The organism is Glutamicibacter sp. 2E12 (genome assembly GCF_050030965.1).
Lineage (GTDB): Bacteria > Actinomycetota > Actinomycetes > Actinomycetales > Micrococcaceae > Glutamicibacter.
This window is the reverse complement of record NZ_CP188297.1, coordinates 1,811,790-1,834,915: the sequence shown is the minus strand read 5'-3', so window position 1 is coordinate 1,834,915 and position 23,126 is coordinate 1,811,790. Positions and strand designations below refer to the sequence as shown.

The 23,126-nt window shown below is 65.9% G+C and carries 21 protein-coding genes; 9 read left to right on the top strand and 12 right to left on the bottom strand.

The genetic code is table 11. From position 1 onward, the window contains the following. Positions 1–33: 33 nt before the first annotated feature. Positions 34–951, top strand: a complete 918-nt coding sequence (locus ACP3TE_RS08615) for an MsnO8 family LLM class oxidoreductase (protein WP_332488110.1) — start codon at positions 34–36, stop codon at positions 949–951. Positions 952–1,076: 125 nt separating this feature from the next. On the opposite strand, the gene ACP3TE_RS08610 is transcribed toward ACP3TE_RS08615, so the two are convergent. Next, on the bottom strand, positions 1,077–1,778 hold the full coding sequence (locus ACP3TE_RS08610) for a FadR/GntR family transcriptional regulator (RefSeq protein ID WP_332488108.1): 702 nt from the start codon (positions 1,776–1,778) through the stop codon (positions 1,077–1,079). Between the two features lie 169 nt (positions 1,779–1,947). Between ACP3TE_RS08610 and ACP3TE_RS08605 the strand changes: the two genes are divergently transcribed. From ACP3TE_RS08605 to ACP3TE_RS08590, 4 genes are read left to right on the top strand one after another with little or no spacing between them, the layout of a single operon-like run. Beyond that, positions 1,948–3,396 (top strand): four-carbon acid sugar kinase family protein, encoded by a 1,449-nt coding sequence (locus tag ACP3TE_RS08605; RefSeq protein WP_105662340.1) that lies wholly within the window; start codon positions 1,948–1,950, stop codon positions 3,394–3,396. 29 nt (positions 3,397–3,425) lie between these two features. Next, a complete protein-coding gene (locus ACP3TE_RS08600; protein WP_426736051.1) occupies positions 3,426–4,319 on the top strand; it encodes an NAD(P)-dependent oxidoreductase in 894 nt (297 codons plus the stop codon). A 58-nt stretch (positions 4,320–4,377) separates the two neighbouring features. Beyond that, on the top strand, positions 4,378–5,766 hold the full coding sequence (locus ACP3TE_RS08595) for a GntP family transporter (RefSeq protein WP_426736049.1): 1,389 nt from the start codon (positions 4,378–4,380) through the stop codon (positions 5,764–5,766). A gap of 20 nt (positions 5,767–5,786) precedes the next feature. Further along, positions 5,787–6,614, top strand: coding sequence for a class II fructose-bisphosphate aldolase (locus tag ACP3TE_RS08590; RefSeq protein ID WP_426736047.1), 828 nt, complete (start codon positions 5,787–5,789; stop codon positions 6,612–6,614). A 61-nt stretch (positions 6,615–6,675) separates the two neighbouring features. On the opposite strand, the gene ACP3TE_RS08585 is transcribed toward ACP3TE_RS08590, so the two are convergent. Together ACP3TE_RS08585 and ACP3TE_RS08580 are read right to left on the bottom strand one after the other, a co-directional pair. Further along, the gene (locus tag ACP3TE_RS08585) at positions 6,676–7,608 is read right to left on the bottom strand and encodes a ketopantoate reductase family protein (protein ID WP_426736045.1); all 933 of its coding nucleotides are present in this window, start codon (positions 7,606–7,608) and stop codon (positions 6,676–6,678) included. Positions 7,609–7,660: 52 nt separating this feature from the next. Further along, the gene (locus ACP3TE_RS08580; RefSeq protein WP_426736043.1) at positions 7,661–8,311 is read right to left on the bottom strand and encodes a LysE family translocator; all 651 of its coding nucleotides are present in this window, start codon (positions 8,309–8,311) and stop codon (positions 7,661–7,663) included. A 67-nt stretch (positions 8,312–8,378) separates the two neighbouring features. Here ACP3TE_RS08580 and ACP3TE_RS08575 point away from each other — a divergent pair, with 67 nt between their 5' ends. Next, the gene (locus ACP3TE_RS08575) at positions 8,379–8,870 is read left to right on the top strand and encodes an Lrp/AsnC family transcriptional regulator (protein WP_426736041.1); all 492 of its coding nucleotides are present in this window, start codon (positions 8,379–8,381) and stop codon (positions 8,868–8,870) included. Between the two features lie 15 nt (positions 8,871–8,885). Here ACP3TE_RS08575 and ACP3TE_RS08570 read toward each other — a convergent pair whose 3' ends face one another. From ACP3TE_RS08570 to purU, 6 genes are all read right to left on the bottom strand, one after another. Then, positions 8,886–10,109, bottom strand: a complete 1,224-nt coding sequence (locus tag ACP3TE_RS08570; protein ID WP_426736039.1) for an amidohydrolase family protein — start codon at positions 10,107–10,109, stop codon at positions 8,886–8,888. 148 nt (positions 10,110–10,257) lie between these two features. Continuing rightward, a complete protein-coding gene (locus ACP3TE_RS08565; protein ID WP_426736214.1) occupies positions 10,258–11,325 on the bottom strand; it encodes a M14 family zinc carboxypeptidase in 1,068 nt (355 codons plus the stop codon). Positions 11,326–11,403: 78 nt separating this feature from the next. Further along, complete coding sequence (locus ACP3TE_RS08560) at positions 11,404–11,898, bottom strand: hypothetical protein (RefSeq protein ID WP_332488091.1); 495 nt, start codon at positions 11,896–11,898, stop codon at positions 11,404–11,406. Beyond that, on the bottom strand, positions 11,891–13,438 hold the full coding sequence (locus ACP3TE_RS08555) for a sodium/proline symporter (protein WP_133833950.1): 1,548 nt from the start codon (positions 13,436–13,438) through the stop codon (positions 11,891–11,893). The genes ACP3TE_RS08560 and ACP3TE_RS08555 overlap by 8 nt, the downstream gene beginning before the upstream one ends. Continuing rightward, positions 13,435–13,563 (bottom strand): hypothetical protein, encoded by a 129-nt coding sequence (locus ACP3TE_RS08550; protein ID WP_286134668.1) that lies wholly within the window; start codon positions 13,561–13,563, stop codon positions 13,435–13,437. Before ACP3TE_RS08550 ends, ACP3TE_RS08555 begins: the two co-directional genes overlap by 4 nt. A gap of 295 nt (positions 13,564–13,858) precedes the next feature. Continuing rightward, entirely contained in the window at positions 13,859–14,731 is an 873-nt protein-coding gene (purU, locus tag ACP3TE_RS08545) for a formyltetrahydrofolate deformylase (RefSeq protein ID WP_105658923.1), read from the bottom strand. A 450-nt stretch (positions 14,732–15,181) separates the two neighbouring features. On the opposite strand from purU, the gene ACP3TE_RS08540 reads away from it, so the two are divergent. Then, positions 15,182–15,850, top strand: coding sequence for a GntR family transcriptional regulator (locus ACP3TE_RS08540; RefSeq protein ID WP_402735475.1), 669 nt, complete (start codon positions 15,182–15,184; stop codon positions 15,848–15,850). Between the two features lie 27 nt (positions 15,851–15,877). Here the strand turns inward: ACP3TE_RS08540 and ACP3TE_RS08535 are convergent, their stop codons facing one another. The 3 genes from ACP3TE_RS08535 to ACP3TE_RS08525 form a co-directional block, all read right to left on the bottom strand. Then, positions 15,878–17,749 carry a BCCT family transporter gene (locus tag ACP3TE_RS08535; protein ID WP_105662331.1) on the bottom strand — a complete coding sequence of 624 codons (1,872 nt, stop codon included), beginning with the start codon at positions 17,747–17,749 and terminating at the stop codon, positions 15,878–15,880. Positions 17,750–17,959: 210 nt separating this feature from the next. After that, positions 17,960–19,174, bottom strand: a complete 1,215-nt coding sequence (gene fdhA, locus ACP3TE_RS08530; RefSeq protein ID WP_133833949.1) for a formaldehyde dehydrogenase, glutathione-independent — start codon at positions 19,172–19,174, stop codon at positions 17,960–17,962. 128 nt (positions 19,175–19,302) lie between these two features. Then, positions 19,303–20,241, bottom strand: coding sequence for a LysR family transcriptional regulator (locus tag ACP3TE_RS08525; RefSeq protein WP_400290047.1), 939 nt, complete (start codon positions 20,239–20,241; stop codon positions 19,303–19,305). A gap of 151 nt (positions 20,242–20,392) precedes the next feature. On the opposite strand from ACP3TE_RS08525, the gene ACP3TE_RS08520 reads away from it, so the two are divergent. Next, positions 20,393–21,697, top strand: a complete 1,305-nt coding sequence (locus tag ACP3TE_RS08520) for an aromatic ring-hydroxylating oxygenase subunit alpha (RefSeq protein WP_105658918.1) — start codon at positions 20,393–20,395, stop codon at positions 21,695–21,697. After that, positions 21,694–23,085, top strand: a complete 1,392-nt coding sequence (locus ACP3TE_RS08515) for a flavin reductase family protein (RefSeq protein ID WP_332488080.1) — start codon at positions 21,694–21,696, stop codon at positions 23,083–23,085. Before ACP3TE_RS08520 ends, ACP3TE_RS08515 begins: the two co-directional genes overlap by 4 nt. The last annotated feature ends 41 nt before the right edge of the window (positions 23,086–23,126 follow it).

Sequence of the window (23,126 nt, the reverse complement as noted above, 5' to 3'; positions counted from 1 at the left end):
TGCCCCGGAGAATCGCAAAGCAGGGCTGCCTGCATGAGGCTTTCCATACTTGACCAGGTCCCGCTCACCGAGCATGCCCCCACCGCAGGCCAGGCCTTGTCCAGCGGCCTGCAATTGGCTCAGGATGCGGAAGCGCTGGGCTACCACCGCATCTGGTTTGCCGAGCACCACCACTCGAAATCCTTCGCCAGTGCCGCCCCGGAAATGATGACCGCGCTGGCTTTGGAACGCACGGAGACCATTCGGGTCGGCACCGGTGCCATCTTGCTGCCGTACTACCAGGCGCAGAAGGTCTCCGAAGCCATGGGACTGCTGGCCGCCGTGCACCCGGACCGGGTGGACATCGGTGTGGGCCGCGCTGCACTCTCGGACCCGCATTACGCGCAGAAGATTGCCACCCTGGTGCATGATCTGGACGCCGTCCACGAGCCCTCGGATACCGAACCGGCAGGCCGCGTCTGGGTACTGGGCGCCGGCGGTTCCACCGCGCCCTTGCCTGGAATGCTCGGGGCGGGCTACGTCCATGGGCACTTCCTGCGCCCTGCTGGCGGCGAGCCTGCCACCCGGGCCTACCGCGAGGCCGCGGCCAACGCAGGGCACGCCGCCCACACCGTGCTGGCCGTTCGCTTTGCCACCGCCTCAACCGAAGAGAAGGCGCAGGCCCTGGCCAATGCGCTCTTGCTCTGGCGCGTGCGCAAGGACCTCGGCCACGATGGACCGATCCCCTCGACGGCAACGGCGGCGAGCCACCCGTGGAATACGCAGGAACTGGCCCGTGCCGAGGAGCGCAGCAAGGCGCTGATCGTAGGCACCCCGGACCAGGTCCACGACCGGTTACTGGCCTTGGCCGAGGAGCACGGTGCCGACGAGCTGATGCTCAATACCTTGGTCTGCGACCCGGCAGACCGGTTGGATGCCTATCGCCTGCTCGCCGAGAGTTTCAACGCCTGAGCTCGGCTTCTGCGTCATTGCCTCGCATCCCGGTCAGCTGCTCATGGCCCAGCACGCAGGGATGCACTCCGCATCCCTGGATACCGCGTTCCCGCCAGGGTGCCAAACGGCAATTGGCTGGGTGGCTATCTATTGAGCACGAAGGTGTTCAAATCATCCAGCGTTTGCTGCATGTGGTTGTCCATGGCTTGGCGTGCTTGGGAACTGTCGCGCCGCTGTAGCGCAACGAGGATCTGCTCGTGCTCGGCGATGGCGTGCTGCTGGATCTGCGCGAAGGCGCTGGTCTCACGCCGCCGTGAGGAGAGCACTCGGCCCAGCGGCTCGTAGAGCGCCGAAACGAAAACATTTCCCGAGGCCCGCAGGATCACGTCGTGGAATTCCAGGTCCGCTTCGACAAAGCCGTCCAGATCGGCGGCCGCGTGTGCTGCGCGCATGGCTTCGAGCAGTTCGCCCATTGCTGCCAGCTGCTCCTCGGTGATCCGCGAAGCGGCCAGCTCGCAGGCGCCGGTTTCCAGCATGCGGCGCAACTCGATCAGCTGCACGGCAGCCGCGGCCGCCCCCACGCCGGCGGTTGTGGCGCGTACTACCGCCTCCAGCGAGTTCCACATGTTGACCGGATTCACATAGGTCCCGCGGCCCCGTTCGACGCGGATGATGTTCTGCGCCGTGAGTGTCTTGATCGCTTCGCGCACCGTCATCCGGCTGACTTCCAGGGTCTCGCAGAGTTCCAGCTCGCCAGGAATCAACTCGTCAACCGACAGTTCACCGCTGACTATGCGGTCCAAGACGCTGTCGGCGACCTCTACGACCAATGACTTCCGGGCCATGCTTCCTCCATCCCCGGGACAATTCATCCCGCCAAAGACCTGTCCAGTCTATGTCCCGCAGGCAGTTGCGGCTGACCGCGATCCATGTAACACTAATCGTCATGACAGATGTCTGACATCTTACCTGTGATGCCGAGGCGTTGCCCAATGACAAAGGAGTCCTTGTACCATGCTTGAGTCCGAGTTGCTCGCCGGATACCTCCCGGAGCGCGAGATCGCGCCCGCGAAAATCGCCGAGGCCGCGCGCTCCACCGGCAGCGTGCTGGTGGTCCTGGATGACGACCCGACCGGAACCCAATCGGTCAGCAACCTTCCGGTGCTCACCAGCTGGGAAGTCGAGGACTTCCGCTGGGCCTTCGCCCTGCAGCTGGATGGCGAACGCCCGCTGGCCGTCTACGTGCTCACCAACACCCGCTCCCTGGACGCCGACGACGCCGCACTGCGCAATGAGCAGGTAGCCCGGGCCGCCTTGCAGGCAGCGGCGGAAACCGGCCTGTCGGTGTCCTTTGTCAGCCGTAGCGACTCCACCCTGCGCGGGCATTTCCCGCTGGAAACCGACACCTTGGCCGCCACCGTGGCCGCCGTGGATCCGGATTCCTCGGTGGATGCCGTGCTGATGGTTCCTGCTTTCGGCGAAGCCGGGCGGATCACCGTGGCCGGCGAGCACTACATGCGCACCATCGATGGCCAGGTCGCCAAGGTCAGCGAGACTGAGTTTGCCAAAGACGCCACCTTCGGATTCAGCACCAGCTATCTGCCGGACTACGTCGCCGAGAAGACCGCCGGGCGCATCGCGGCCAAGGACGTGATGGTCCTGGACTTGGACACCATCCGTTCCGGCGCTTCCTCCATCGCCACCCGCCTGGCCGAAGCTTCCAACGCACAGGTCGCCACCGCGGATATCGTCACGGAAAATGACCTGCTGGCCTTGTCCGAGGGCCTGCAGCAGGCCGAAGCGGCCGGAACCCGCGTGCTGTGCCGCGTGGGCCCGCCCTTCGTGCGTGCCCGCATCGGCCAGCAGCAACGGCAGCCATTGTCCGCCGAGGAGATCTACGCGGGCAACGGCGCCGAGCGGCGCACCGCCGGCGGGCTGATCGTGGTGGGCTCCCACGTGGGCGTGACCACCCGCCAGCTGGCCGACCTGACCAGCCGGCACTCGAATGCCACGGTGATCGAGCTGGACGTCCCGGAAATCCTCGCCGACGGCTCCGAGGCCTACCTGAAGGGCAAGGCCGCGCAGATCAGCGCCGCCCTGGCCACCCAGGATGTCATCGTGCACACCTCGCGCAAGCTGGTGAAAACCGATGACGCGGCGCAGTCGCTGGAGATCGCCCGCACCGTGAGCGCTGCGGTGGTTTCGGTCGTCAACCTGATCCTGCACGCCACTCCCCCGCGCTTCGTGATCGCCAAGGGCGGGATCACCTCCTCGGATGTCGCCGCCCATGGCCTGGAAATCCGCCATGCCATCGTGCGCGGGCCGATGCTCCCGGGCATTGTCTCGCTCTGGGAATCGGTGGACGGACCTGCCGCCGGCATCCCCTACATCGTCTTCGCCGGCAACGTGGGCGACGACAGCTCGCTGACCGCCGTCACCGCCAAGCTGAGCGCCACTTTCTAACCATTCTTTACAATTTCTTGGAGATCCCAATGAGCACTACCAAAGTTGCAGTCCTCGGCCTGGGCGCCATGGGCCTGCCCATGGCAACCCGCCTGGCCACCAAGCTGGAAGTCAACGGATTCGACATCTCGGCCGAACGCATGGCCCTGGCCAGCCAGTCGGGCATCACTACCTTCGCTTCCGCCCGCGAAGCGGTCACCGGCGCTGATGCACTGCTGCTGGCAGTACGCAACGGCGAGCAGCTGGATGCCGTGCTCTTCGGCGAGCAGGGCGTGGCCGGGCAGCTCAAAGCCGGCGCAGTGGTCATCCTGACCTCCACCGTTGGCCTGGAAGCGGTGCCCGCCACCGCCAAGCGCCTGGCCGAACTGGGCTTGGGCCTGGTGGACGCGCCGCTCTCCGGCGGCCCGGTGCGCGCCGGCGAAGGCGACCTGCTGATCGTGGTCGGAACCGAGCCGGATCAGCTGGAGAAGGTCCGCCCGGTGCTGGAGCTGCTGGCCTCCACCCTGAGCATCGTGGGCGACAAGCCCGGCGATGGCCAGGCCCTGAAGACGGTGAACCAGCTGCTGTGCGGCGTGCACATCGCCGCGGCCGCGGAGGCCCTGGCCCTGGCGGACAAGCTCGGCCTGGACCAGGCCACCACCCTGGAAGCGCTGCAGGCCGGCGCCGCGAACTCCTTCATGCTCGGCAACCGCGGCCCGCGCATGCTCGAGGCCTACTCCGAGGATGGTGCCGAAGTGCTCTCGCGCCTGGACATCTTCGTCAAGGACATGGGCATCGTAACCTCCGCGGCCCGCTCCCTGCACCTGTCCACCCCGGTGGCCTCGGCGGCCGAACAGCTCTACCTGCTGGGCGAAGCCCACGAGCTGGCCGCGGCCGACGATTCCGCAGTCATCAAGGTCGTAGCCCCGAAGGCTGCCCAGTAAAGTCATCAGCGCGCGAGTTCGACACCCGCGCACCGCGTCAAAGGAGACGACACAACCCATGAGCCCGCTAATGCTGCTACTGATCGCAGTGGCCGGAGTGGCCCTGCTGCTGCTCGGCGTCATCAAGTTCAAGATGCCCGCCTTCATTGTCCTGCTGCTGGTCAGCATGCTCGTGGCTCTGGCCGCGGGCATCCCCATCCAGGAGGTGGCCGGCCTGGTCACCGAGGGCATGGGCGGCACGCTGGGCAGCGTGGCCGTGCTGGTGGGCCTGGGCGCGATGCTCGGCAAGGTCATCGAGATTTCCGGCGGAGCCCAGGTGCTTTCCACCCGCTTCACCGCGCTCTTCGGCCCGCGCCGGGTGATCGCCGCGCTGACCACCGCGGCCTTCCTGCTGGCCATTCCGGTGTTCTTCGACGTGGGCTTCATCGTGCTGGTGCCGATCATCTACGGCTTCGCCAAGGCCCTGGGGGTCTCGCCGGTGAAGATCGGCCTGCCGGTGGGCGCAATCATGCTGGCCATCCACGTAGTGGTTCCGCCGCATCCGGGTGTGGTCGGCGGCGCAGAGATCCTCGGCGCCGACATCGGCTGGGCCACCATCCTGGGCCTGGCGTTCTGCGCCCCGCTGGGCGTCTTGAGCTACTTCGTGGCCAAGCGGATCAACCGCCGCGAGATCCCGATGCTGCCGGAAACCGCAGCGCAGTTCGAATCCTTCGGCTCCGGCCAGGGAACTAGCGGGGGCAGCACCATGGTGGAAACCAAGGCCCCGACCTCGTCCATGGTCATTTCCATGATCCTGCTGCCGATCGTGATGATCATGCTCGGCACCGTGGGCGGTTCCCTGGTGGCCGCTGAATCCACTGCGGCCAACATCCTGGGCTTTGTCGGATCCCCTGCTGTCGCGCTGCTGGTCACCGTGCTAGTTTCCTACTACCTGCTGGGCGTGCGCAGCGGCTGGACCAGCGAGCAGACCGGCAAGGTCATGGACTCCGCTCTGGCCCCGGCGGCCATCGTGATCCTGGTGACCGGCGCCGGCGGGGTGTTCGGCAAGGTGCTCACCGAATCGGGCATCGGCACCGTGCTGGCTGAGTCCCTGGCTGCGGCCGGCCTGCCGATCATCGTGATGGCCTTCATCCTGGCCGCCATCCTTCGCGCTTCGCAGGGCTCTGCAACGGTCGCAATTATCACCACCACCGGCCTGCTGGCCGCAGCCGTAGAAGCCGGCGATTTCTCCACCGTGCAGACGGTGCTGATCCTGGTCGCTGTGGGCTTCGGCGCCTTCGGCCTGAGCCACGTGAACGACTCGGGCTTCTGGATTGTCACCCGCTTCCTGGGCCTGTCCGTGGCCGAGGGCCTGCGCACCTGGACCGTGCTGACCACGGTGCTGGGCGTGGCCGGGTTCGCGCTCACCGCCATTACCTACGCCATCATCACCGCTGCAGGAGTGTAATCATCCCGATGCTCACCCCCATGAACCAGATGGCCGCCCAGGCCATTGCCGCAGGGCACGCCGTCCCCGCCTTCACCTGCTACGACTTCACCACCGCGCTGGCCGTGGTCGCCGAGGCCGAAGCCCAGGACCGCGCGGTCATCCTGAATGTCGCGCCGAAGGCCGCCAGCTCCACCGCGGGCCTGCGGCTGATCTCCGCCCTGCGCACCCTGGGCGAGCAGGCCGCAGTTCCGGTAGCCATCCAGCTGGACCACGCCAGCGACGCGCAGCTGATCGTGCGGGCGGTGCAAGCCGGCGCCACCGCGGTGCTGGCCGACGGCTCGGCCGGGACGCTGGAGGAGAATACCGCCTTCGTCCAGCAGGTTCGTTCGCTGATCGGCCCTGAGGTGGTGCTGGAAGCCGAGCTGGGTGCCCTGCCGGGCAACGAGGACAAGGCCTTTGAGCAGAGCGCCTCCCAGCTGACCGATCCGGCGCAGGTGGCCCGATTCGTCCAGGACAGCGGCGCGCAGCTGCTGGCCGTGGCCATCGGCAATGTCCACGGCCGCTACAAGGGCGAACCGAAAATCCACTGGGATGTGCTTGAAGCCATCCACGCCGAATCAACGGTGCCGCTGGTGCTGCACGGGGCTTCGGGCATTGCGCCTGCGGACCTCTCGCGGTCCATTTCCTTCGCGGTGGGCAAGGTCAATTTGAACACCGAGCTGCGCACCGCGACGCTGGCCGCACTGGCTGGGCAGCTGGAAGGCCGCCGTTCCGATGGTCAGAACGTGCTGGGCTTGCTCGGCGACTGGGAGCGCGCGGTCACCGAGGTCGTTTCGGCGACGTTCGTCGCGCTGCGCGCCACATAGCTTGCTGCCTTCGAAGGCCGCGGCGCAGGGACTTTCAGGTTCCGGCACCGCGGCCTTCGGCTTATCCGGCGGCGGAAGTGCCGGCACGATCCAGCGATTGCTGGTGGGTGCGCAGCTGCAGCAGCGCGGCATCCAGCAGCGGGGCGGCGACGCCCAGCTGCTGCGCCCTTGCGGCCAGATCCCCGATGATGTGCTCGGCCTCGACAGGAGTGCCGTGGCCCAGGTCGCGGTAGAGCGAGGAGGTGAATGAGCTGCCCGGCTCGGTCAGCAGCCCGATGGACTGCTCATGCCCGGCTTCGCTGACCGGATAGCCGGCCGCGGACGCGATCCGTTCGCATTCGCCGACGGCTTCGCGGATCTTGGGCTCTCCCCCGGCGGCGAGGATATCGCCGATATTCCCGCGGAACAGGCATGTGATCACCCCGGCCGCGGCGATGAAAGCCCACTTCTCCCAGAGCCGGGCGAGAACATCGTCGAGCACTCCAAGCTCGATGCCACCCACATCAAGAGCCTCGATGATCGGCTCGGGGATCTCCTGTCCGTGCAGACCGCCGAGACCCAGCTGGCACAGGCCGGTCAGCTGCTGGACGACTGCCTGCTCATCCAGCGTGGCAACGATCTTCACAATGCCGCCGAGCACCCGCCCGCCGAAGGCCTGCTCCAGGGCGTCGATATGGGCCATGCCGTTGAGCAGCGGCAGGATGCGGGTGCGATTTCCCATAGCGCCGGCCAGTTCCGGGATCAGCGAGGCCAGCGCCGGGGCTTTGACCGCGACGATCACCAGGTCGAAGGGTTCTTCATCCGCAAGAGCGGTGACTGCCCGAACCGGCCAGGTACCTTGGTAATCCGGGGCGCTGAAGCGCAGCCCATGATCGGCAAGCTGGGCCTGTCGGCGTTCGCGCACCAGAAAGGTCACGTCCCTTCCGGCCGCCAGCAGGCGTGCTCCCAGCGCACCGCCGGTCGCACCGGCACCGGCAATCAGAATGCGGGTCATTTTCTCTTCCTTTCCAACAGGCAGCCGATGAGCGCCCTGTCGATTTAGTGGTTTACCGGTGCCATCCGGCATTTGGATCAGCCAGCCCCAGCACCGCGGCAGCTAGCAGTCCGAGGGCAATTGCCACCAAGGATACCCCGCCGGCCAGGGTCACGATGCGGCCAGCGGATGGCGATCGATGCACGCCGGAGAACCGGATGACCGTGATGGCCCCGGCCCACCATAGACCGGCCCCGAGGACCACCGTCGCGCAAAGCAACGCGGTCCGGACTGAGGCGCCTTCGGCTTGCCCGATGAACTGCGGCAGGATGGCAGCGAAGAACAGCAGCGCCTTGGGGTTGGTTGCATTGGTGAGCAGCCCGCGGGCGTAGCCGCTCCGGGCCTGTGGTGCCTGTGCCGGCATGGTGCTGTCCGCCCGGGGCAGTCCTGCGCGCAGCATGCTGGCCCCCATCCACAGCAGCACCACGGCACCCAGAATCTGGGCGGCGGCCATGGCCCCTGGCGCCGAAATCAGCAGCGCGGTCAACCCGGCCACCGCCAGCAGCGCATGCAGCATCAGCCCGGTGACTACTCCTGCAGCCGTGGACACGCCTTGCTGGACCGAACGCGTGGCCGCCTGCACCACCAGGGCCAGGTCGGGGCCGGGCACTGCCAACGCCACCAATAGCGCTAGGGCAAATGCCACCCATGATTCGATCCCCATGCCATACCTCCAGCCTCAACTGCGATTCCAGATTCAGACTAGGGGTCCAATTCGCTAGAATCAGTCCATGAGTGACTCAGAAATGAAATCAATCAAATATCCCGAATTGGATTCGGTAGATTGGGCAATACTGGAATTACTGCAGGTGGACGCGACGATGCCGAACAAGGAGATCGCGGCCAAGGTGGGGGTCGCGCCCAGCACCTGCCTGGAGCGGATTCGGCGCATGCGCCGCAATGGCACCATCGTGGCTACCCGCGCCCATGTACTGCCTAGCCTGCTGGGCAAGGGCGAGCAGGCGTTTTTGGGAATCCAGATCCGCCCGCACGCCCGCGACACCGCCAACGACTTCGTGCAGAAGGCCCTCGCTTTGCCCGAAACACTCGCGCTCTACAACGTCAGCGGCAGCGAGGACTATCTGGTCCATGTCGCGGTGGCCAACAGCACTGAGCTCCAGACACTGATCATCGACAAGTTGCTGGCACTGCCCCAGGTGGCGCACTGCCGCACCCAGCTGATCTTCGGCGAGCCGTGGGTGGCTTCGCTGCGCCACCGCTAGCGGTAGCACGTCCCGTCAGTACGGTTTTTCGACCGAGAGCACTTTCAACCCTTCGGCCACCACCCGCCCGTCGTGGATGACGGTGCGGTCGGTGCCCCGGTCCATCACGGTGGAGGCAATGCTCTCGCCATCCACCAGGACCAGGTCGGCCCGGTCCCCCACGGCCACCCCTGGGCGGTCGGCCACCGAAGCCAGGCGCGGCACCGAGCGGTCCATGATCGAGGCACCGCCCATGGTGGCCACGGCCAGCGCATGCCCGATCAGTTCGTCCTGGCGGAACCCGTTGACGAAAGCCAACTGCCAGGTCCGGTCCAGCAGATCGCAGTTCCCGTAGGGGCTCCAGTAGTCGCGCTGCCCGTCCTCGCCCAAGCCGAAGCGCACCCCGGCTCCAACCAGGTCCACCAGCGGCAAATGATTGGAGGTGCTGGGCGCAACGGAAGTCAGCGAGATGTCCAGCTCGGCGAAGGTGTCGATCAGCCGGTGGCTGGCAGCCTCGCTGACACTGCCCAGCTCGTAGGCATGGGACAGGTTGACCCGGCCCTGCATGCCCAGCGCCCGGGTGCGTTCAGCAATCAGCTCTGCCGAGAAGACGGCGAGCGCACCGGGCTCATGCAGGTGCACGTCGATATCCACCTGGTATTTATCGGCCAGCCCGAACACCACGTCGAGGTGGCGGACCGGGTCGCGGTCCAGTGCGCAGGGGTCGATGCCGCCCATGGCATCCGCACCGGCTTCCAGCGCGTCCTCGAGATGCTTGACGGTACCCGGCTCGCGCAGGATCCCTGCCTGCGGGAAGACCATGATCTGCACCTCGGCCTCGTTGGCGAACTTCTTTTTCGCGGCCACCACGGCCTCGTATTTCTCCAGCTTGGAATCCACATCCACCTGGGCGAAGGAACGCACCCGCGTGGTGCCGCGGGCAATCATCCGTTCCAGGGTTCCGGCCACGCGCTCGGGCAGCGGGATCTCCGCATCCCGCCAGTTTTCGCGGTCGTTGCTCATCATGCCCCACACTCCCGGGCGTCCAGTGTGCTCGCGGAAGGGCAGGCCGATGCGCGTGGAATCCAGGTGCACATGCACGTCGGCGAAGGAGGGGATCAGGATGCGCCCGCGGCCATCGACATCTGCCAGGTTGCGCACCTGCTGCGGGTCGTGGGCGGTGATCGCTGAAATCTTGCCGTCGCCAATCAGGATGTCGCTGGGCGGACCGCCCCAGGGGCGGGCATTGCGGATGAGCATGGTTCAGCTTCCTTGCCGGTATGGACAGTGCTAGTAGAAACGTACCGCATGCGCCCCTAGGGCCAGCAGCGCTTCGGGCCGAGCGCGGTTCTCCTGCTCCAGGCAGGACAATGGCGGGCCCTTGCGGGCCCGCCATCAACTGGATCGGCTATTCGTCAGCCTCTTCTCCGGGCAACGTCGACTGCTCCGGCAGGCTGTTCCAGAACGAGGTGTCCATGGTTTCCACGGAGCCATCGGCTACCGCCTTGATGGTGCTCTCCAGGGTCAGGATGGTCTGCTGGCGCAAGTAGCCATTGGATTTCTGTCCCAGGACATAATCCGGGTTGCTGTGATCGCTCATGCCGCGCATTTCGAAGAGCAAGGTGGACATGCCGTATTCGGCCGCGATGCCATTGCGCGCAATGGTGTTGGCGGTCCCGCCCACGTACTTGCCCAAGTGGCCCCAGCCGGTCCGGTCGACATTCTGGTAGACCACTGCGCCCAGGCGCTTGGAACCCTCGCGGACTTCCTCAGGCACGTCCGGGGTCGTCGGGTAGAGGATCGAGCCGGACACCAGCTTGCCGTCCACCGCCGAGCGGGTGCCCTGGTGGTGCAGGTCGATCATGTAGTCGATGCCGTAGGCGGAGAGCACATTGTTGTGCAGCGCCTGGATTTCCGGTTGCGTCTTGGCCACGTGGTCCCGGTTGATGTCCACGTTGTTGGCGTTGTAGCGGGTCAGGTGCCGGTCCCCCGAGGCGATGTAGTCATCGAGCGGGAAGTCCACATCGCCCATGGCGCCATCCGGGTTCAGCATCGGCACCACCAGGATGTTGACGTCCTTGAGCACCTCCTTCATCCGCCCCGAGCCCAGGTGCTTGATCACTTCCAGGGTCCCCTCGGTGGTCAGCTGCTCGTTGCCGTGCTGCTGGGTGAGGAACATGATCGTGGGATTTTCCGGGTTAGAAAGGTACTTGGCCAGGAACAGATCGCGTCCCTTGGCGGATTGGCCGATGACTTCCAGTTCCATCGCCGATTGCTTGGCATCCTGCTTGCGCAGTTCGGCGGCCATCGACTCGTGCGTATGCAGGATCGAGGTGTTGATGGTTTCATTTCCGGCGTAGTCCGGCCCGTTGCCTACGGCATTGGCCGGGACAAGCCCCAAGCCGAGGAACAGTGCCGAGCCGGCAACGATGCAGGAGCCCTTCTTCAGCAACTGAGCGGGGAACTGCTTTGGCATATTCTTCATTGAATCTCCGATGTCTTCCTGTGATGGGATGGATCTTGGTCATTGCGCCGTCCTCCGGCGTTTCCAGTCTCAGCTGCCGATGATGAAGTAGCCGCCGTTCAGTCCGTCCACCATGACGCGGTAGGACTTTTTCTCCAGGCTCGCTTCGATCATCCAGTTGGGTTTCCAGACCTTTGCGACACTGCTCTTTTCCCGGACCCCGCCGCGCCAGGCCAGCCGGGCCCGGCGCAGCGCCGCGGTGGACAGCAGGGCCTTGGCCCGCCGGCGTGCGGTGTCGAAATCGATGGTGTTCCACTGCGGATCAGCCACCCGGTCCAGCACTTGGCCGGTTTCCGCATCTTCGGCTTGCCACGGATCGCAGACGAAGGCCTTGCCCGAGTAGTAGTCCACCAAGGCGTGCGCCTGCCCTGACCGCCCGGCCAGCTGCGGCACCTCGAAGATGAACCCCGCAAAGGGATGATGGCGCAGCTTGGCCGACTCGACTCTCAGCCCTGGCGCCTTGGCGGCAAGGATGCGTTGCGCGTCCTGGTCATCGACCAAGGTTTTCAGCACCAGTTCATTCACCGCGGGCCGCCATTTCCGCCTGGCTGGCCAGCAGTGCATCCTGGCCCATGAGCATCTTCTTCGGGATCGGGCCGATCTTCGCAGTCTCATCCAGGGCCCGGCCAATATGCTCCGGCACGGGATGCGACTTCTGGCTGGCCAGGCTGCCGATGACCATGGCCGCGGTGGATGCCAGGATGCCGGTGACCATCGGATCAATGCCGGTGGCATCCGGCGCGCCGGACACCTGCCAGAGCACCGAGACCAGGGTGCCGGCGGCCATCGATGAGATCGCGCCAACGGTATTGGCCTTCTTCCACCACACCGCGCAGATATAGGAAGGGACAAAGGCGCTGCCCAGCACGGTCGTTGAGAAGATCACCACGGCGGCCACCGCGGGAGGATCAAAAGCGGCAATGCCATAGCCGATGATGGCCAGGGCCAGCACGGTGATCCGCGAGACCCAGACCATCTGCGCATCGCTCATCTTCTTGTTGATGAACCGGGCGTAGATGTCCTGGCTGGCGATGGTGCCGGCCTGCAGCAGCAGGGCATCGGCGGTGGACATGATGGCTGCCATGATCGCTGCCATGACGATGCCCACGGCGAAGGTCGGCAGCACCGCGTCGGCGACCTCGAAGATCGCGGTTTCCGGGTTGGCCAGGTTGGGCAGCAGGATCAGCGCGAACAGGCCCACCAGGTAGGGGCCGGGGATGAACAGCAGGTTGAATACCAATGAGTAGACCCCTGCGGTACGTGCCACCGAAGGCTTCTTCATGGCCATGTGGCTGACCACCACGTGCGGCCAGCCCATGTAGCCGATGGAGAAGACCAGCAGCGCACCGAGAATGACTCCCCACTGTCCCTGGTAGCCCAGATCCGCTCCCCACATGGTCAGCAGGTTGGGGTTGATCCCGCCCACGGCTTCATTGCCCTTGGTGAAACCGCCCACGGCCATCAGCGTGGCAACCAGGATCCAGACCATGCCGACCACCATGATGATGGCCTGCACGAAGTCGGTGTAGGCCACAGCCAGGTAGCCGCCAAGGAAGGTATAGAGGACAATCACGCCGATGGCGATCGCCAAGGCCACCGGGAAGGAAACCCCAGAGACCATTTCCAATCCGCGGCCGCCGGCGATGAACTGGGCCAGGACGTAGAAGAACATGCAGAACAGCGCAACGGGAGCGGCGATGAGCCGGATCCACTTCGAGGGGTAGCGGTGCTCCAGGTACTCGATGGAGGTGATGGAACCCAGGATCTGGGATAGCTTGCGCATGCGCCGGCCCAGGACCGAGAGGTTCAGGATGCCGCCGCCCAGGTCGCCCAGCGCGTACCACATGCTGAAATAGCCTTGGGTGTAGCCCATGGATCCGGCACCCATGAACATGTAGCCGGACATGGAAGAACTCTGCAGCCGCAGCGCGGTGACGCCGGGGCCGAGGCTGCGTCCGCCGAGCAGGAACCCTTCGGCATCTTGCTTGCCTCGCTTCATCGCCCAGAAGCCGATGGCGGCCATGGCGATGAAATAGATGACCAGGAACAGGATCTCGATGCTCACTGCTGCTCCTTCGCATCCTCGCGCTTCCAGCCGCGGCTGAGCCACAGGAAAACAGCTGTGTAGATCACCCAGAGGGCCGGAACCCCGATGATGACCATGGTCGTGAACGCCGGTAGTCCAAACATCGACACATTCCTTCTGGGAGCCGCTGGTTCTTGTTTCATGAGCTGGGTCACAAGCACCCGCTTGATCCATAGCCTTGCATAGCCCCAGTGGCCAAGACAAGGATAATTCCTAGGTTAACTTGGGAAAACTTCCGTGCCCCTGCATTCGACCGCACTGTCTTCCCGGCCTTTGCGCCTCCGGTCGAGCGCCTCCGGGCCCAAACGGCGGGCAACAGCAAAGGCCCCGGCCGGGTTCGGCGGGCATCGTCATATGATGTCCGTAGAATCCCCGCCGGGGCCTTTGGCCCGGAGGGTGCTAGCGCAGCACCACAGTGCGCGAGCCGCTGAGGAAGACCCGGTCTTCGCAGTGCCAGCGCACCGCATCGGACAGGGCTTTGCACTCGGTATCGCGTCCGGCGGCCACCAGGTGCTCGGGCGCGTAGCTGTGGTCCACTTCCTGGACGCGCTGGGTGATGATCGGCCCCTCGTCCAACTCCGAATTCACGTAGTGCGCCGTGGCGCCCACGGTCTTCACCCCGCGTTCGAAGGCCTGGTGGTAGGGCTTGGCCCCCTTGAAAGAGGGCAGGAACGAATGGTGGATGTTGATGGCCCGGCCGGTGAGCTTGCGGGTGAGGTCATCGGAGAGCACCTGCATGTAGCGGGCCAGCACCACCAGATCCACCTCGAAGCGCTCCACCAGGTCCATCAGCTTGGACTCGGCTTCGGGCTTGGTCTCAGGGGTGACAGGAATATGGAAGAACGGAATCCCGTTCCACTCGACCTGCTGCCGGTGGTCCGGGTGGTTGGAGACTACTGCCGCGATCTCCACCGGCAGCTCCCCCATCCGGGCGCGGAACAGCAGGTCATGCAGGCAATGGCCGAACTTGGAGACCATCACCACCACGCGCTTCTTGTTGCCGGCCGGGCGCAAACCCCAGGTCGCCTGGTGCTCATCGGCGAGTTGGCCGAGACCCGACTCGAGTTCGGCGATCTCAGCGGGGATATCCTCCGCCGCGGCGACCTCGAATTCGATGCGCATGAAGAGCGTCCCGGAAAGCTGGTCGTCATGCTGCTTGAGCTCCCGGATGTCGCCATGGTGCTTGAGCAGCAACCCGGTGACCGCATGCACGATGCCCGGGCGCTCGGCGCAGGTGAGGGTCAGGACATACTTGTTGTTCGGTTCGGTCATCGTGCCGCTCCTTGATTTCGCCGAGATGGCATTAGCTTCGCCATGGCTCGTAGTGGTTTTTCGGGGGATTTTCATGCGGTTGCACCTGGCTTCCGCGCAGTGCTCTGCGCCGCGGCTTCAAAGCCGTCCGGACTGAGTTTTCCCAGCGGAACTGCGCGCCGCCCCTGCCTTCGGAAGCAGCTGCGGGCAGACCCGCCAACCTCTGGCCGGATACTGATATATCAATTGATGATCACAATACTATGTGTGCTTCAGCACAGCGTCAACAACTTTTCCGGCGGTTCTTCCTGGCGCCTTTCCCAGCGCCCCCAGTACGGTTTTCCGCTCTGCCGCTGGCCGGCAAGCCAAGGGCTGTTGAGCGCATCGGCACAGGAAAAGCGCCCAAATCGAAGCCGGGGCGATACTCTTTGTGTGTCGGCAATTGATTTTTGAACAGTGATAGAGAGCGATATGCCAAGGCCCACCGAACTGACCAGCGCCGCCACCGAGCAAGGCTCGATGGCTGATCGAGCCTACAACGCATTGCGCGACCGGCTGGTGCTGCTCGAAATCGCTCCGACGCACCCGATCCACGAGCCGCAGCTGGCCGAAGAACTGGGCATTGGGCGCACCCCGATGCGCGAGGCTCTCAAGCGGCTGGAAACCGACCATCTGGTGGTGTCCTATCCGCGCCGCGGCACCTTCGCCACGGCCGTGGATTTCCATGAGCTGAACTACATCTCCGAAATGCGCCAGGTGCTCGAGCCGCTGGCCGCGCGCAACGCGGCCGCGAACAAGGACCCGCAGATCCGCGAGCAGCTGGCCAGTTACCTGCAGCAGATCGATGCCCTGGATCCCGCCCTGGACCAGCGTTCGCTGCTGCTGCTGGATGTGCGCATCCACCGGCTCATCTACAATGCGGCGGCCAACAAGTACCTGGAGGAAACCCTGGTGCGCCTGGATAATCTGGTGACCCGGATCTGGTGCCTGGTCATCGACCAGATGCCTCCGATCGCAGAGCACATTTCCGAGCATTCGGCCCTGCTGCGCGCCATCCTCGACGGCGACGCGCAGCTGGCAGCGCGGCTGGTCTCCGAGCATGTGGCCCACTTCGAGCAGGCCCTGCGCCGCGCACCCTAGCTGGATGCCGGGGACGCGAACCGGCCGCTAGCGGCCGGCGCCCTCGGGTTCCAGATCAGTTTCGGGCCGCGGCTGCGGTTCGCGCACCGGGGCTTCCAGCTCCTGGGCCACCGGCTCCGGCCGGTCTCCAGCCGGCAGGCCCGACGCGGCCACAATGGAGTTCTCCCTGGTCATCAGGCTGAACTGCTCGCCTTCGTGGCGGTCGATTCCGTCATCCACCGCCTGCTCCAGCACCTCCATCGCCACCTTGCCGCGCAGCACCAGCGGATCACGGCACAGGTCCTTCCACAGCGCCACGCACAGCAGCAGCATCACCAGCACGAAGGGCAGCGCCGAGACGATGGTGATGTTCTTCAGCCCGTTCAGGGCCGCCGCCGGATGGTCCCCGCCGGCCAGCAGCATGACCGCGGCCACCGCTCCCACCGAGACGCCCCAGAAGACCACCGACTTCTTCGAGGGCTCCTGCGCGCCGCGTTCGCTCAGCGCGCCCATCACGATCGAGGCGGAGTCCGCCCCGGTGACGAAGAAGATGGCAATCAGCACCACGGCCAGAGCCATCAGCGCAATGGAGAACCATTCGGGGAATGGCAGTGCGCCCAGCAGCTCGAAGAGCACCGAGTTGAAGTCGATGTCCGGGGCCCCGTCCACCATCTGGGCCAGCGCCTGGCCCATGTCCCCGTTGCGCTCGGCCCGCTCCTGCAGGCCGATGGCGCCGCCGCCGAAGATGGCGAACCAGAACAGCGTGACGGTGGAAGGTACCAGCAGCACCCCGGTGACGAACTGGCGGATGCTGCGCCCGCGCGAGATCCGCGCGATGAACAGGCCCACGAACGGGGTCCAGGAAACCCACCAGGCCCAGTAGAAGATGGTCCAGGAGGAAAGCCAGGCGGCCATGTCGCCGTCCCCGGAAGCCGCGGTCCGCGATGCCATTTCCGGCAAGTCAGCGATGAAGGAGCCCACCGCATTGGGAATCACGTTCAGGATGAACAGCGTGGGCCCGCCGATGAACACGATCAGCGCCAGGATCACCGCCAGCACCATGTTGATATTGGACAGCCACTGGATGCCGCGCTCGATTCCGGAGACGGCCGAGGCCACGAACAAGGCGGTGAGCACCGCAATGATCAGTACCAGGACCCCCGAACCCACCGAGGACAGCAGCCCGGCGGACTGGATGCCGCCGCCGATCTGCAGCGCGCCGAGCCCCAGCGAGCAGGCCGAGCCGAAAAGCGTGGCCAGGATAGCCAGGATGTTGATCGTCTTCCCGCCCCAGCCGTGGACGACCCTTTCTCCGAAGATCGAGGTGAACATCGAGGAGAACAGCTGCGGGCGGCCCAGCCGGAAGCTGCCGTAGGCCATGCCCAGCCCGACAATCGCGTACATGGCCCAGGGGAACAGCGTCCAGTGGAACATGGTGGTGCCCATGGCCGTGCCCACCGCGGCCGAGGTCTGCCCGCCCACGGTTTCCGGCGGCGGAGACATGTAGAAGTACAGCGGTTCGCCCACCCCGTAGAAGACCAGCCCGATGCCCATGCCGGTGGCGAACATCATCGAGATCCAGGAAACCGTGCTGAACTGCGGCTTCTCCCCGTCCTTGCCCAGCGGGATGCGCCCGAAGCTCTTGGCCGCGACCACCAGCACGAACAGGGTGAAAACGGTCGCGGCGATCACGAAGACCCAGCCGGTGTTCGTAATCACCCAGTCGAGGGCCTTCCCGGCCGCGGAGCCCAGCCCTTCGGGCGAAGCGAAGCCCCAGGCGATGAACGCCAGGGCGAGGAGTCCGGCAATGCCGAAGACCCAGTAGTCGGTGCCGGAGGACAGGTATCTTCTGGGCCGGCGCCGGCGAGCCGAGTGCAGCTCGCTGACCAGGTCGTTCACGGGTTGCTCAGTGCGTTTCATTTCGGTTTCCTTCAATAAAGGCAATAGGTGGCGGGCCGGCAGGGGAATGCGGGCGCGCCGAATCAGCCGGGGTCCCGGGGTTGCTCGTGAGTGGTGGCCGGGGCCGGCAAATCGGCCGGGCTCAAGAGCCGGCCGGAAGTGCGCCGTGCAGGCCGGGAATTGTTCCCGGCCGGCACGGCGGGCAGCGGTTAAATGCGCGTCAAGCGCGGGTCAGGCGCTGATCAGCCCGTGCGGGTCGAGCACGAACTTCTGCGCGGCGCCTTCGTCGAAGGCCGCGTAGCCCTGCGGGGCCCGGTCCAAGCCAATGGCCGTGGCGTTGACGTTCTTGGCAATCGAGACCTTGTCCGAGAGGATCGCCTGCATCAGCCCGCGGTGGTACTTCATCACCGGGCACTGGCCCGTGACGAAGGTGTGGGACTTGGCGAAGCCCAGGCCGAAGCGCATGGACAGCGAACCGACCTTGGCCGCTTCGTCCTCGGCGCCCGGATCCCCGGTGACATAGAGCCCCGGGATGCCCAGGCTGCCGCCGGCACGGGTGATTTCCATCAGCGAATTGAGCACCGTGGCAGGCTGTTCCTTGCCAGCGTCGTGCCCGTGCCCGCGCGCCTCGAAGCCCACCGCGTCGATGCCGCAGTCGACCTCGGGCACGCCCAGGATCTGGGCGATCTGCTCGGCCGGGTCGCCCTGCGAGACGTCCACGGTTTCGCAACCGAAGCTGCGCGCCTGAGCCAGCCGGTCGGCGTTCAGGTCCCCGACAATCACGGTGGCCGCACCCAGCAGCTGCGCGGAGGTGGCCGCGGCCAGGCCCACCGGGCCGGCGCCGGCGACGTAGACGGTGGAACCGACGGTGACCCCGGCGCCGATGGCTCCGTGGTAGCCGGTCGGGAAGATGTCCGAGAGCATGGCCAGGTCCAGGATCTTCTCCATGGCCTGGTCGCGGTCGGGGAATTTCAGGGCGTTCCAGTCAGCGTAGGGCACCAGCACGTATTCGGCCTGGCCGCCCACCCAGCCGCCCATGTCCACGTAGCCGTAGGCGGAACCGGGGCGGTCGGGATTGACGTTCAGGCAGATGCCGGTTTGCCCGACCTTGCAGTTGCGGCAGCGGCCGCAGGAGATGTTGAAGGGCACCGAGACGACGTCGCCGACCTTGAGGAATTCCACATCGCGGCCTACTTCCACCACTTCGCCGGTGATCTCGTGGCCCAGCACCAACCCGACGGGCGCGGTGGTGCGGCCGCGGACCATGTGCTGGTCCGAACCGCAGATGTTGGTGGCGATGGTCCGCAGGATGACCCCGTGGTGCACCTGCCGCCCGACGTTTGCCGGGTGGACCCCGGGCCCGTCCTTCAATTCGAATTCGGGGTACGGGGTGTCGATCAGCTCGACCTTGCCTGCCCCGGCGTAGCTTACTGCCAAGTTGCCCATAGCGGACCACTTCCTTGAAATATCAGTTGGATACCAAATCGGATGTGCCCAAGTCTGACCACTGGATGTGATCCATGTCAATAGCCCGGCGAGAAATCCGCCGGGCCCGGCAGCCCGCCAGCGACCGGCTACCCGTCCAGTTCCTCGGCCGAGCGCAGGGAAATGATGTCCTTGGCGGTGCGCTGCAGGATATCCAGGGATTCCTCGATCAGCGGCGAGCCGCGGCTGCCCTTGCGGGTCACCGCCACGATGCGCCGCGAGGGCTTGGCCGCCCCGGAAATCCGGCGGCGCACCACGTTCTGCGCATCGCCCAGGGTGGCCAGCCGGGGCAGCAGCCCCACACCCAGGCCCGCCCCGATGAACGCGATCATGGTTTCCCACTCCACCGCCTCGTGGGCGATATGCGGGGTGACCCCCAGCGAAGTGAAGGCGGCAACGAACAGCGCCCGGTAGACCGACTGCCCGGATTCGGAGATCCACGGGTCATCGGCCAGGTCCTCCAGGGCCACGGACTTGTGCTGCGCCAGCCGGTGCGTGGCGGGCAGCACCACATCCAGCGGGTCATCGAGCAGCACGGTCTGCTCGAACCGGTCCCTGGCGGCAGAACCCGCGGACGTCTGGCTGGCCACGATCACGGCCAGGTCGATCCGCTCCGCGAGCAGCAAGTCCAGGCAGCGCTGCGGCTGCGCTTCGATCAGCTGCACCTCGGTATCGGGCCGAGTGGCTCGCAGGTTCGCGGCCAGCGGGGCAAGCAGCTGCGCGGCAGCGGTGGAGAAACCGCCCAGGCCGAACTGCCCCTGCACCTGCCCGGAGGCGTTGCGCGCGGACGCCGCGAGCAGCTCCCATTGCGTCACAATCCCGTCCAGGCCCGCAACGAAATGCCGGCCCGCGGAGGTCAGCCGCACCCCGCGGCCCTCCTTGGTGATCAGCTTGATGCCCAGGGTGCGCTGCAGTTCGCGCAGCTGCGCGGAGACCGCCGAGGCCGAGTAGCCGGTCAGTTCCGCGGTGCGCGCTACCGAGCCTGTGGAGGAGAAGACCCGCAGGGTGGCGAAGCGTGGATCGATCATGCACCAATTGTGCACGGTTCCGTTCAATTTCTTGCGCTTTTCTTGCCGACTATTTCTTCCTAGTCTCGATTCATGCGGTGACCGGCCTCACATCGGCCCGCGCAACCACAGCCAGAGGACGCCAGCCGCGTCGTGTTCCAAGGAGTAACAGATGACCGCTTCGGTAAGCGCACCGCGCACTACGCGTGGGAAGCTCGCTACGTCGGTGAACCAAGAACAGCTCGCCGAGATCACCGAACTCTTCCGCAACCGGCGCAAGGGCTACTCGCTCGAAGCCCCTCTGTACACCGACCCCTCAGTATTCGATGTCGAAATGCAGGCCATCTTCGGGACCCACTGGCTGTTCGCCGCGAGCATTGCCGAGATCCCCGAGCCCGGGGACTACGTGACCGTGGACTACGGTCCGCATTCGCTGATCGTGCTGCGCACCGAGGAGGGCGGGGTCAACGTGCTGCACAACGTCTGCCGGCACCGCGGCGCCCGCGTGCTCACCGAAGCTTCGGGCAGCACCGGGAACCTGGTCTGCGGCTACCACTCGTGGACCTACTCCCCCGAAGGGGACCTGATCCACGCCTCCGCCCCGGGCGAAGGCAAGTTCGACAAGAGCTGCTTCGCGCTCAAGCGCGCCCACGGCCGGGTCCATGCCGGGCTGGTCTTCGTTTCCCTGGCCCAGGACCCGCCGGCGGACTTCGACGAGGTCGCCGGCATCTTCGAGCCCTACCTGGCCCCGCACGATATCGCCCGCGCCAAGGTCGCCTACCAGCAGGACATCATCGAGGAGGGCAACTGGAAGCTGGTGATGGAGAACAACCGCGAGTGCTACCACTGCGACGGGCACCCCGAGCTGGCCTGCTCGCTGTTCCCCACCTGGGGGCTGAGCGACGACACCGTTCCGCCGCACCTGGAAGAGGTATGGGAACGCAACCAGCAAGCCCAGGCGGCCCTGGAGGAACGCTGCCGCCGCTACGGATTGCCCTACGAGGTCGTGGAGCAGCTGGACACCCGCATCGCCGGCATCCGCATCTCCCGCGAATCCCTGGACGGCGACGGGGAATCCTTCTCCGCCGACGGGCACCGCCTGTCCAAGAAGCTGCTCGGCGAGCTGCGCGACTTCCGGCTGGGCCGCTGCTCCATGCACCTGCAGCCCAACAGCTGGTTCCACTTCCAGTCCGACCACGTAATCACCTTCGCCGCCTTCCCGATCAACGAGCACCAGACCCTGGTGCGCACCACCTGGCTGGTGGCCGATGACGCGGTCGAAGGAGACGACTACGATCTGGAGAAGCTCACCCACACCTGGAAGCAGACCAACCTGCAGGACAAGGCCTTCGTCGAGCTGTGCCAGAAGGGCGCAGCCAGCCCCGCCTACCAGCCGGGCCCGTACATGAAGAGCGAATACCAGGTCGAGGCGTTCATCAACTGGTACACCCAGCGCGTGCTGGAGCACCTGGCATGAGCGCAGGCGCCCAGCTGGCATCGAGCGTAGCGGCCCAGCGCATCCGCGGGCTGGAAATGCCGTGGAACCGGGTCCTCAGTTCCCAGGAAGGCCCGGCGAGCGCGGCCCGCGCGCTGGGACCCTGGCACCCCCAGGAGTTCCTGGCCGAATGCGTGCAGACCATCGAGGAAGCCGGCGGGCTGATGACCTTCGTCTTCCGCCGCGCCGATGGCGCCCCGCTGGCCTTCCGCGCCGGGCAGTACCTGAACATCGCCTTCCCGGTGCATGGCGAAGACCAGGACCCGGTGGACCGCAGCTACTCGATTTCCAGCGCGCCCACCGTGCCCTGGACCTTCAATGTCAGCATCAAGCGCGATCCCAAGGGCCTGGTCTCCTCCTGGGCGCATGAGAACCTGCGTCCGGGCATGGTGCTGGAGATGCTCGGCCCGGTGGGCGCCTTCCACCTGGGCGATTCCGACCGGCGCGCCCGCTACCTGTTCCTTGCGGCCGGAGCCGGGATCACCCCGATCATGTCGATGGTGCGCACCATCCACTCGCTGCCCGGCCAGGCCGATGTGGTGGTGCTCTGCCACGGCACCGTGCCCGGGGACTTCGCTTTCTGGCCCGAGCTGGAATACATTGCGCAGGTCGATTCGCGGATCAAGGTGTTCTACTCGCTGGGCGACCGGGCCAAGCCCAAGAGCTGGAAGGGCTTTGCCGGGCGGCTGACCACGGCGATGATCGACGCGGTGGCCCCGGACGCCAATGGCCGCAAGGTGTTCGCCTGCGGGCCGGAAGGGTACCTGAATTCGGCCACCCAGCTGCTGCGCGAGGCCGGGGTGGATGACACCTCGGTGTTCATGGAGTTCTTCTCCGGGGACCGCAAGACGCTGCTCGAATACCAGGAGGAAATCGCCCTGGCCGGGTCCATCGCCGAGGAGGTGGCCGAATCCGTGGAGGAGTTCTACGAGAGCCAGCCGCCGGAGCTGGGGATGTACGAACCCGAGTACGACCAGAGCGGCACCATCGAGGCCAGCGGCCAGAAGCTGGTGGCGGTCGATTCCAATGCCCCGCTGCCGCCGGCCTCACCGCTGGTTCCCGCGCAGGACTCGCCGGATACCGCTTCCTTCCCCACCGTGGGCGAAGGCGAGCTGACCATGACCTTCCTGCGCACCGCGGTGAATGTCCGGATCAGTTCCCAGGAGCACATCCTGGGTGTCGCCCAGCGGGCCGGGGTGCGCATCGGCGCCAACTGCCAGGAGGGCATGTGCGGCTCGTGCAAGGTCGTCAAGCTCGAAGGCGAGGTGGCGATGAACCACCAGGGCGGCATCCGCGCCCGTGAAATCGCGGCCGGGAAATTCCTGCCCTGCTGCTCCACCGCCCAATCGGATCTGGTCATCGACGCCTAGCGCGCCGGCCACCACCACACCATCAGCTTTCAAGGAGTCCC

Coding starts and splice junctions, on each gene's coding strand:
- ACP3TE_RS08615 (WP_332488110.1), top strand. CDS start 34: ATGAGGCTTTCCATACTTGACCAGGTCCCGCTCACCGAGCATGCCCCC.
- ACP3TE_RS08610 (WP_332488108.1), bottom strand. CDS start 1,778: ATGGCCCGGAAGTCATTGGTCGTAGAGGTCGCCGACAGCGTCTTGGAC.
- ACP3TE_RS08605 (WP_105662340.1), top strand. CDS start 1,948: ATGCTTGAGTCCGAGTTGCTCGCCGGATACCTCCCGGAGCGCGAGATC.
- ACP3TE_RS08600 (WP_426736051.1), top strand. CDS start 3,426: ATGAGCACTACCAAAGTTGCAGTCCTCGGCCTGGGCGCCATGGGCCTG.
- ACP3TE_RS08595 (WP_426736049.1), top strand. CDS start 4,378: ATGAGCCCGCTAATGCTGCTACTGATCGCAGTGGCCGGAGTGGCCCTG.
- ACP3TE_RS08590 (WP_426736047.1), top strand. CDS start 5,787: ATGAACCAGATGGCCGCCCAGGCCATTGCCGCAGGGCACGCCGTCCCC.
- ACP3TE_RS08585 (WP_426736045.1), bottom strand. CDS start 7,608: ATGACCCGCATTCTGATTGCCGGTGCCGGTGCGACCGGCGGTGCGCTG.
- ACP3TE_RS08580 (WP_426736043.1), bottom strand. CDS start 8,311: ATGGGGATCGAATCATGGGTGGCATTTGCCCTAGCGCTATTGGTGGCG.
- ACP3TE_RS08575 (WP_426736041.1), top strand. CDS start 8,379: ATGAGTGACTCAGAAATGAAATCAATCAAATATCCCGAATTGGATTCG.
- ACP3TE_RS08570 (WP_426736039.1), bottom strand. CDS start 10,109: ATGCTCATCCGCAATGCCCGCCCCTGGGGCGGTCCGCCCAGCGACATC.
- ACP3TE_RS08565 (WP_426736214.1), bottom strand. CDS start 11,325: ATGCCAAAGCAGTTCCCCGCTCAGTTGCTGAAGAAGGGCTCCTGCATC.
- ACP3TE_RS08550 (WP_286134668.1), bottom strand. CDS start 13,563: ATGTTTGGACTACCGGCGTTCACGACCATGGTCATCATCGGGGTTCCG.
- purU (WP_105658923.1), bottom strand. CDS start 14,731: ATGACCGAACCGAACAACAAGTATGTCCTGACCCTCACCTGCGCCGAG.
- ACP3TE_RS08540 (WP_402735475.1), top strand. CDS start 15,182: ATGCCAAGGCCCACCGAACTGACCAGCGCCGCCACCGAGCAAGGCTCG.
- ACP3TE_RS08535 (WP_105662331.1), bottom strand. CDS start 17,749: ATGAAACGCACTGAGCAACCCGTGAACGACCTGGTCAGCGAGCTGCAC.
- fdhA (WP_133833949.1), bottom strand. CDS start 19,174: ATGGGCAACTTGGCAGTAAGCTACGCCGGGGCAGGCAAGGTCGAGCTG.
- ACP3TE_RS08525 (WP_400290047.1), bottom strand. CDS start 20,241: ATGATCGATCCACGCTTCGCCACCCTGCGGGTCTTCTCCTCCACAGGC.
- ACP3TE_RS08520 (WP_105658918.1), top strand. CDS start 20,393: ATGACCGCTTCGGTAAGCGCACCGCGCACTACGCGTGGGAAGCTCGCT.
- ACP3TE_RS08515 (WP_332488080.1), top strand. CDS start 21,694: ATGAGCGCAGGCGCCCAGCTGGCATCGAGCGTAGCGGCCCAGCGCATC.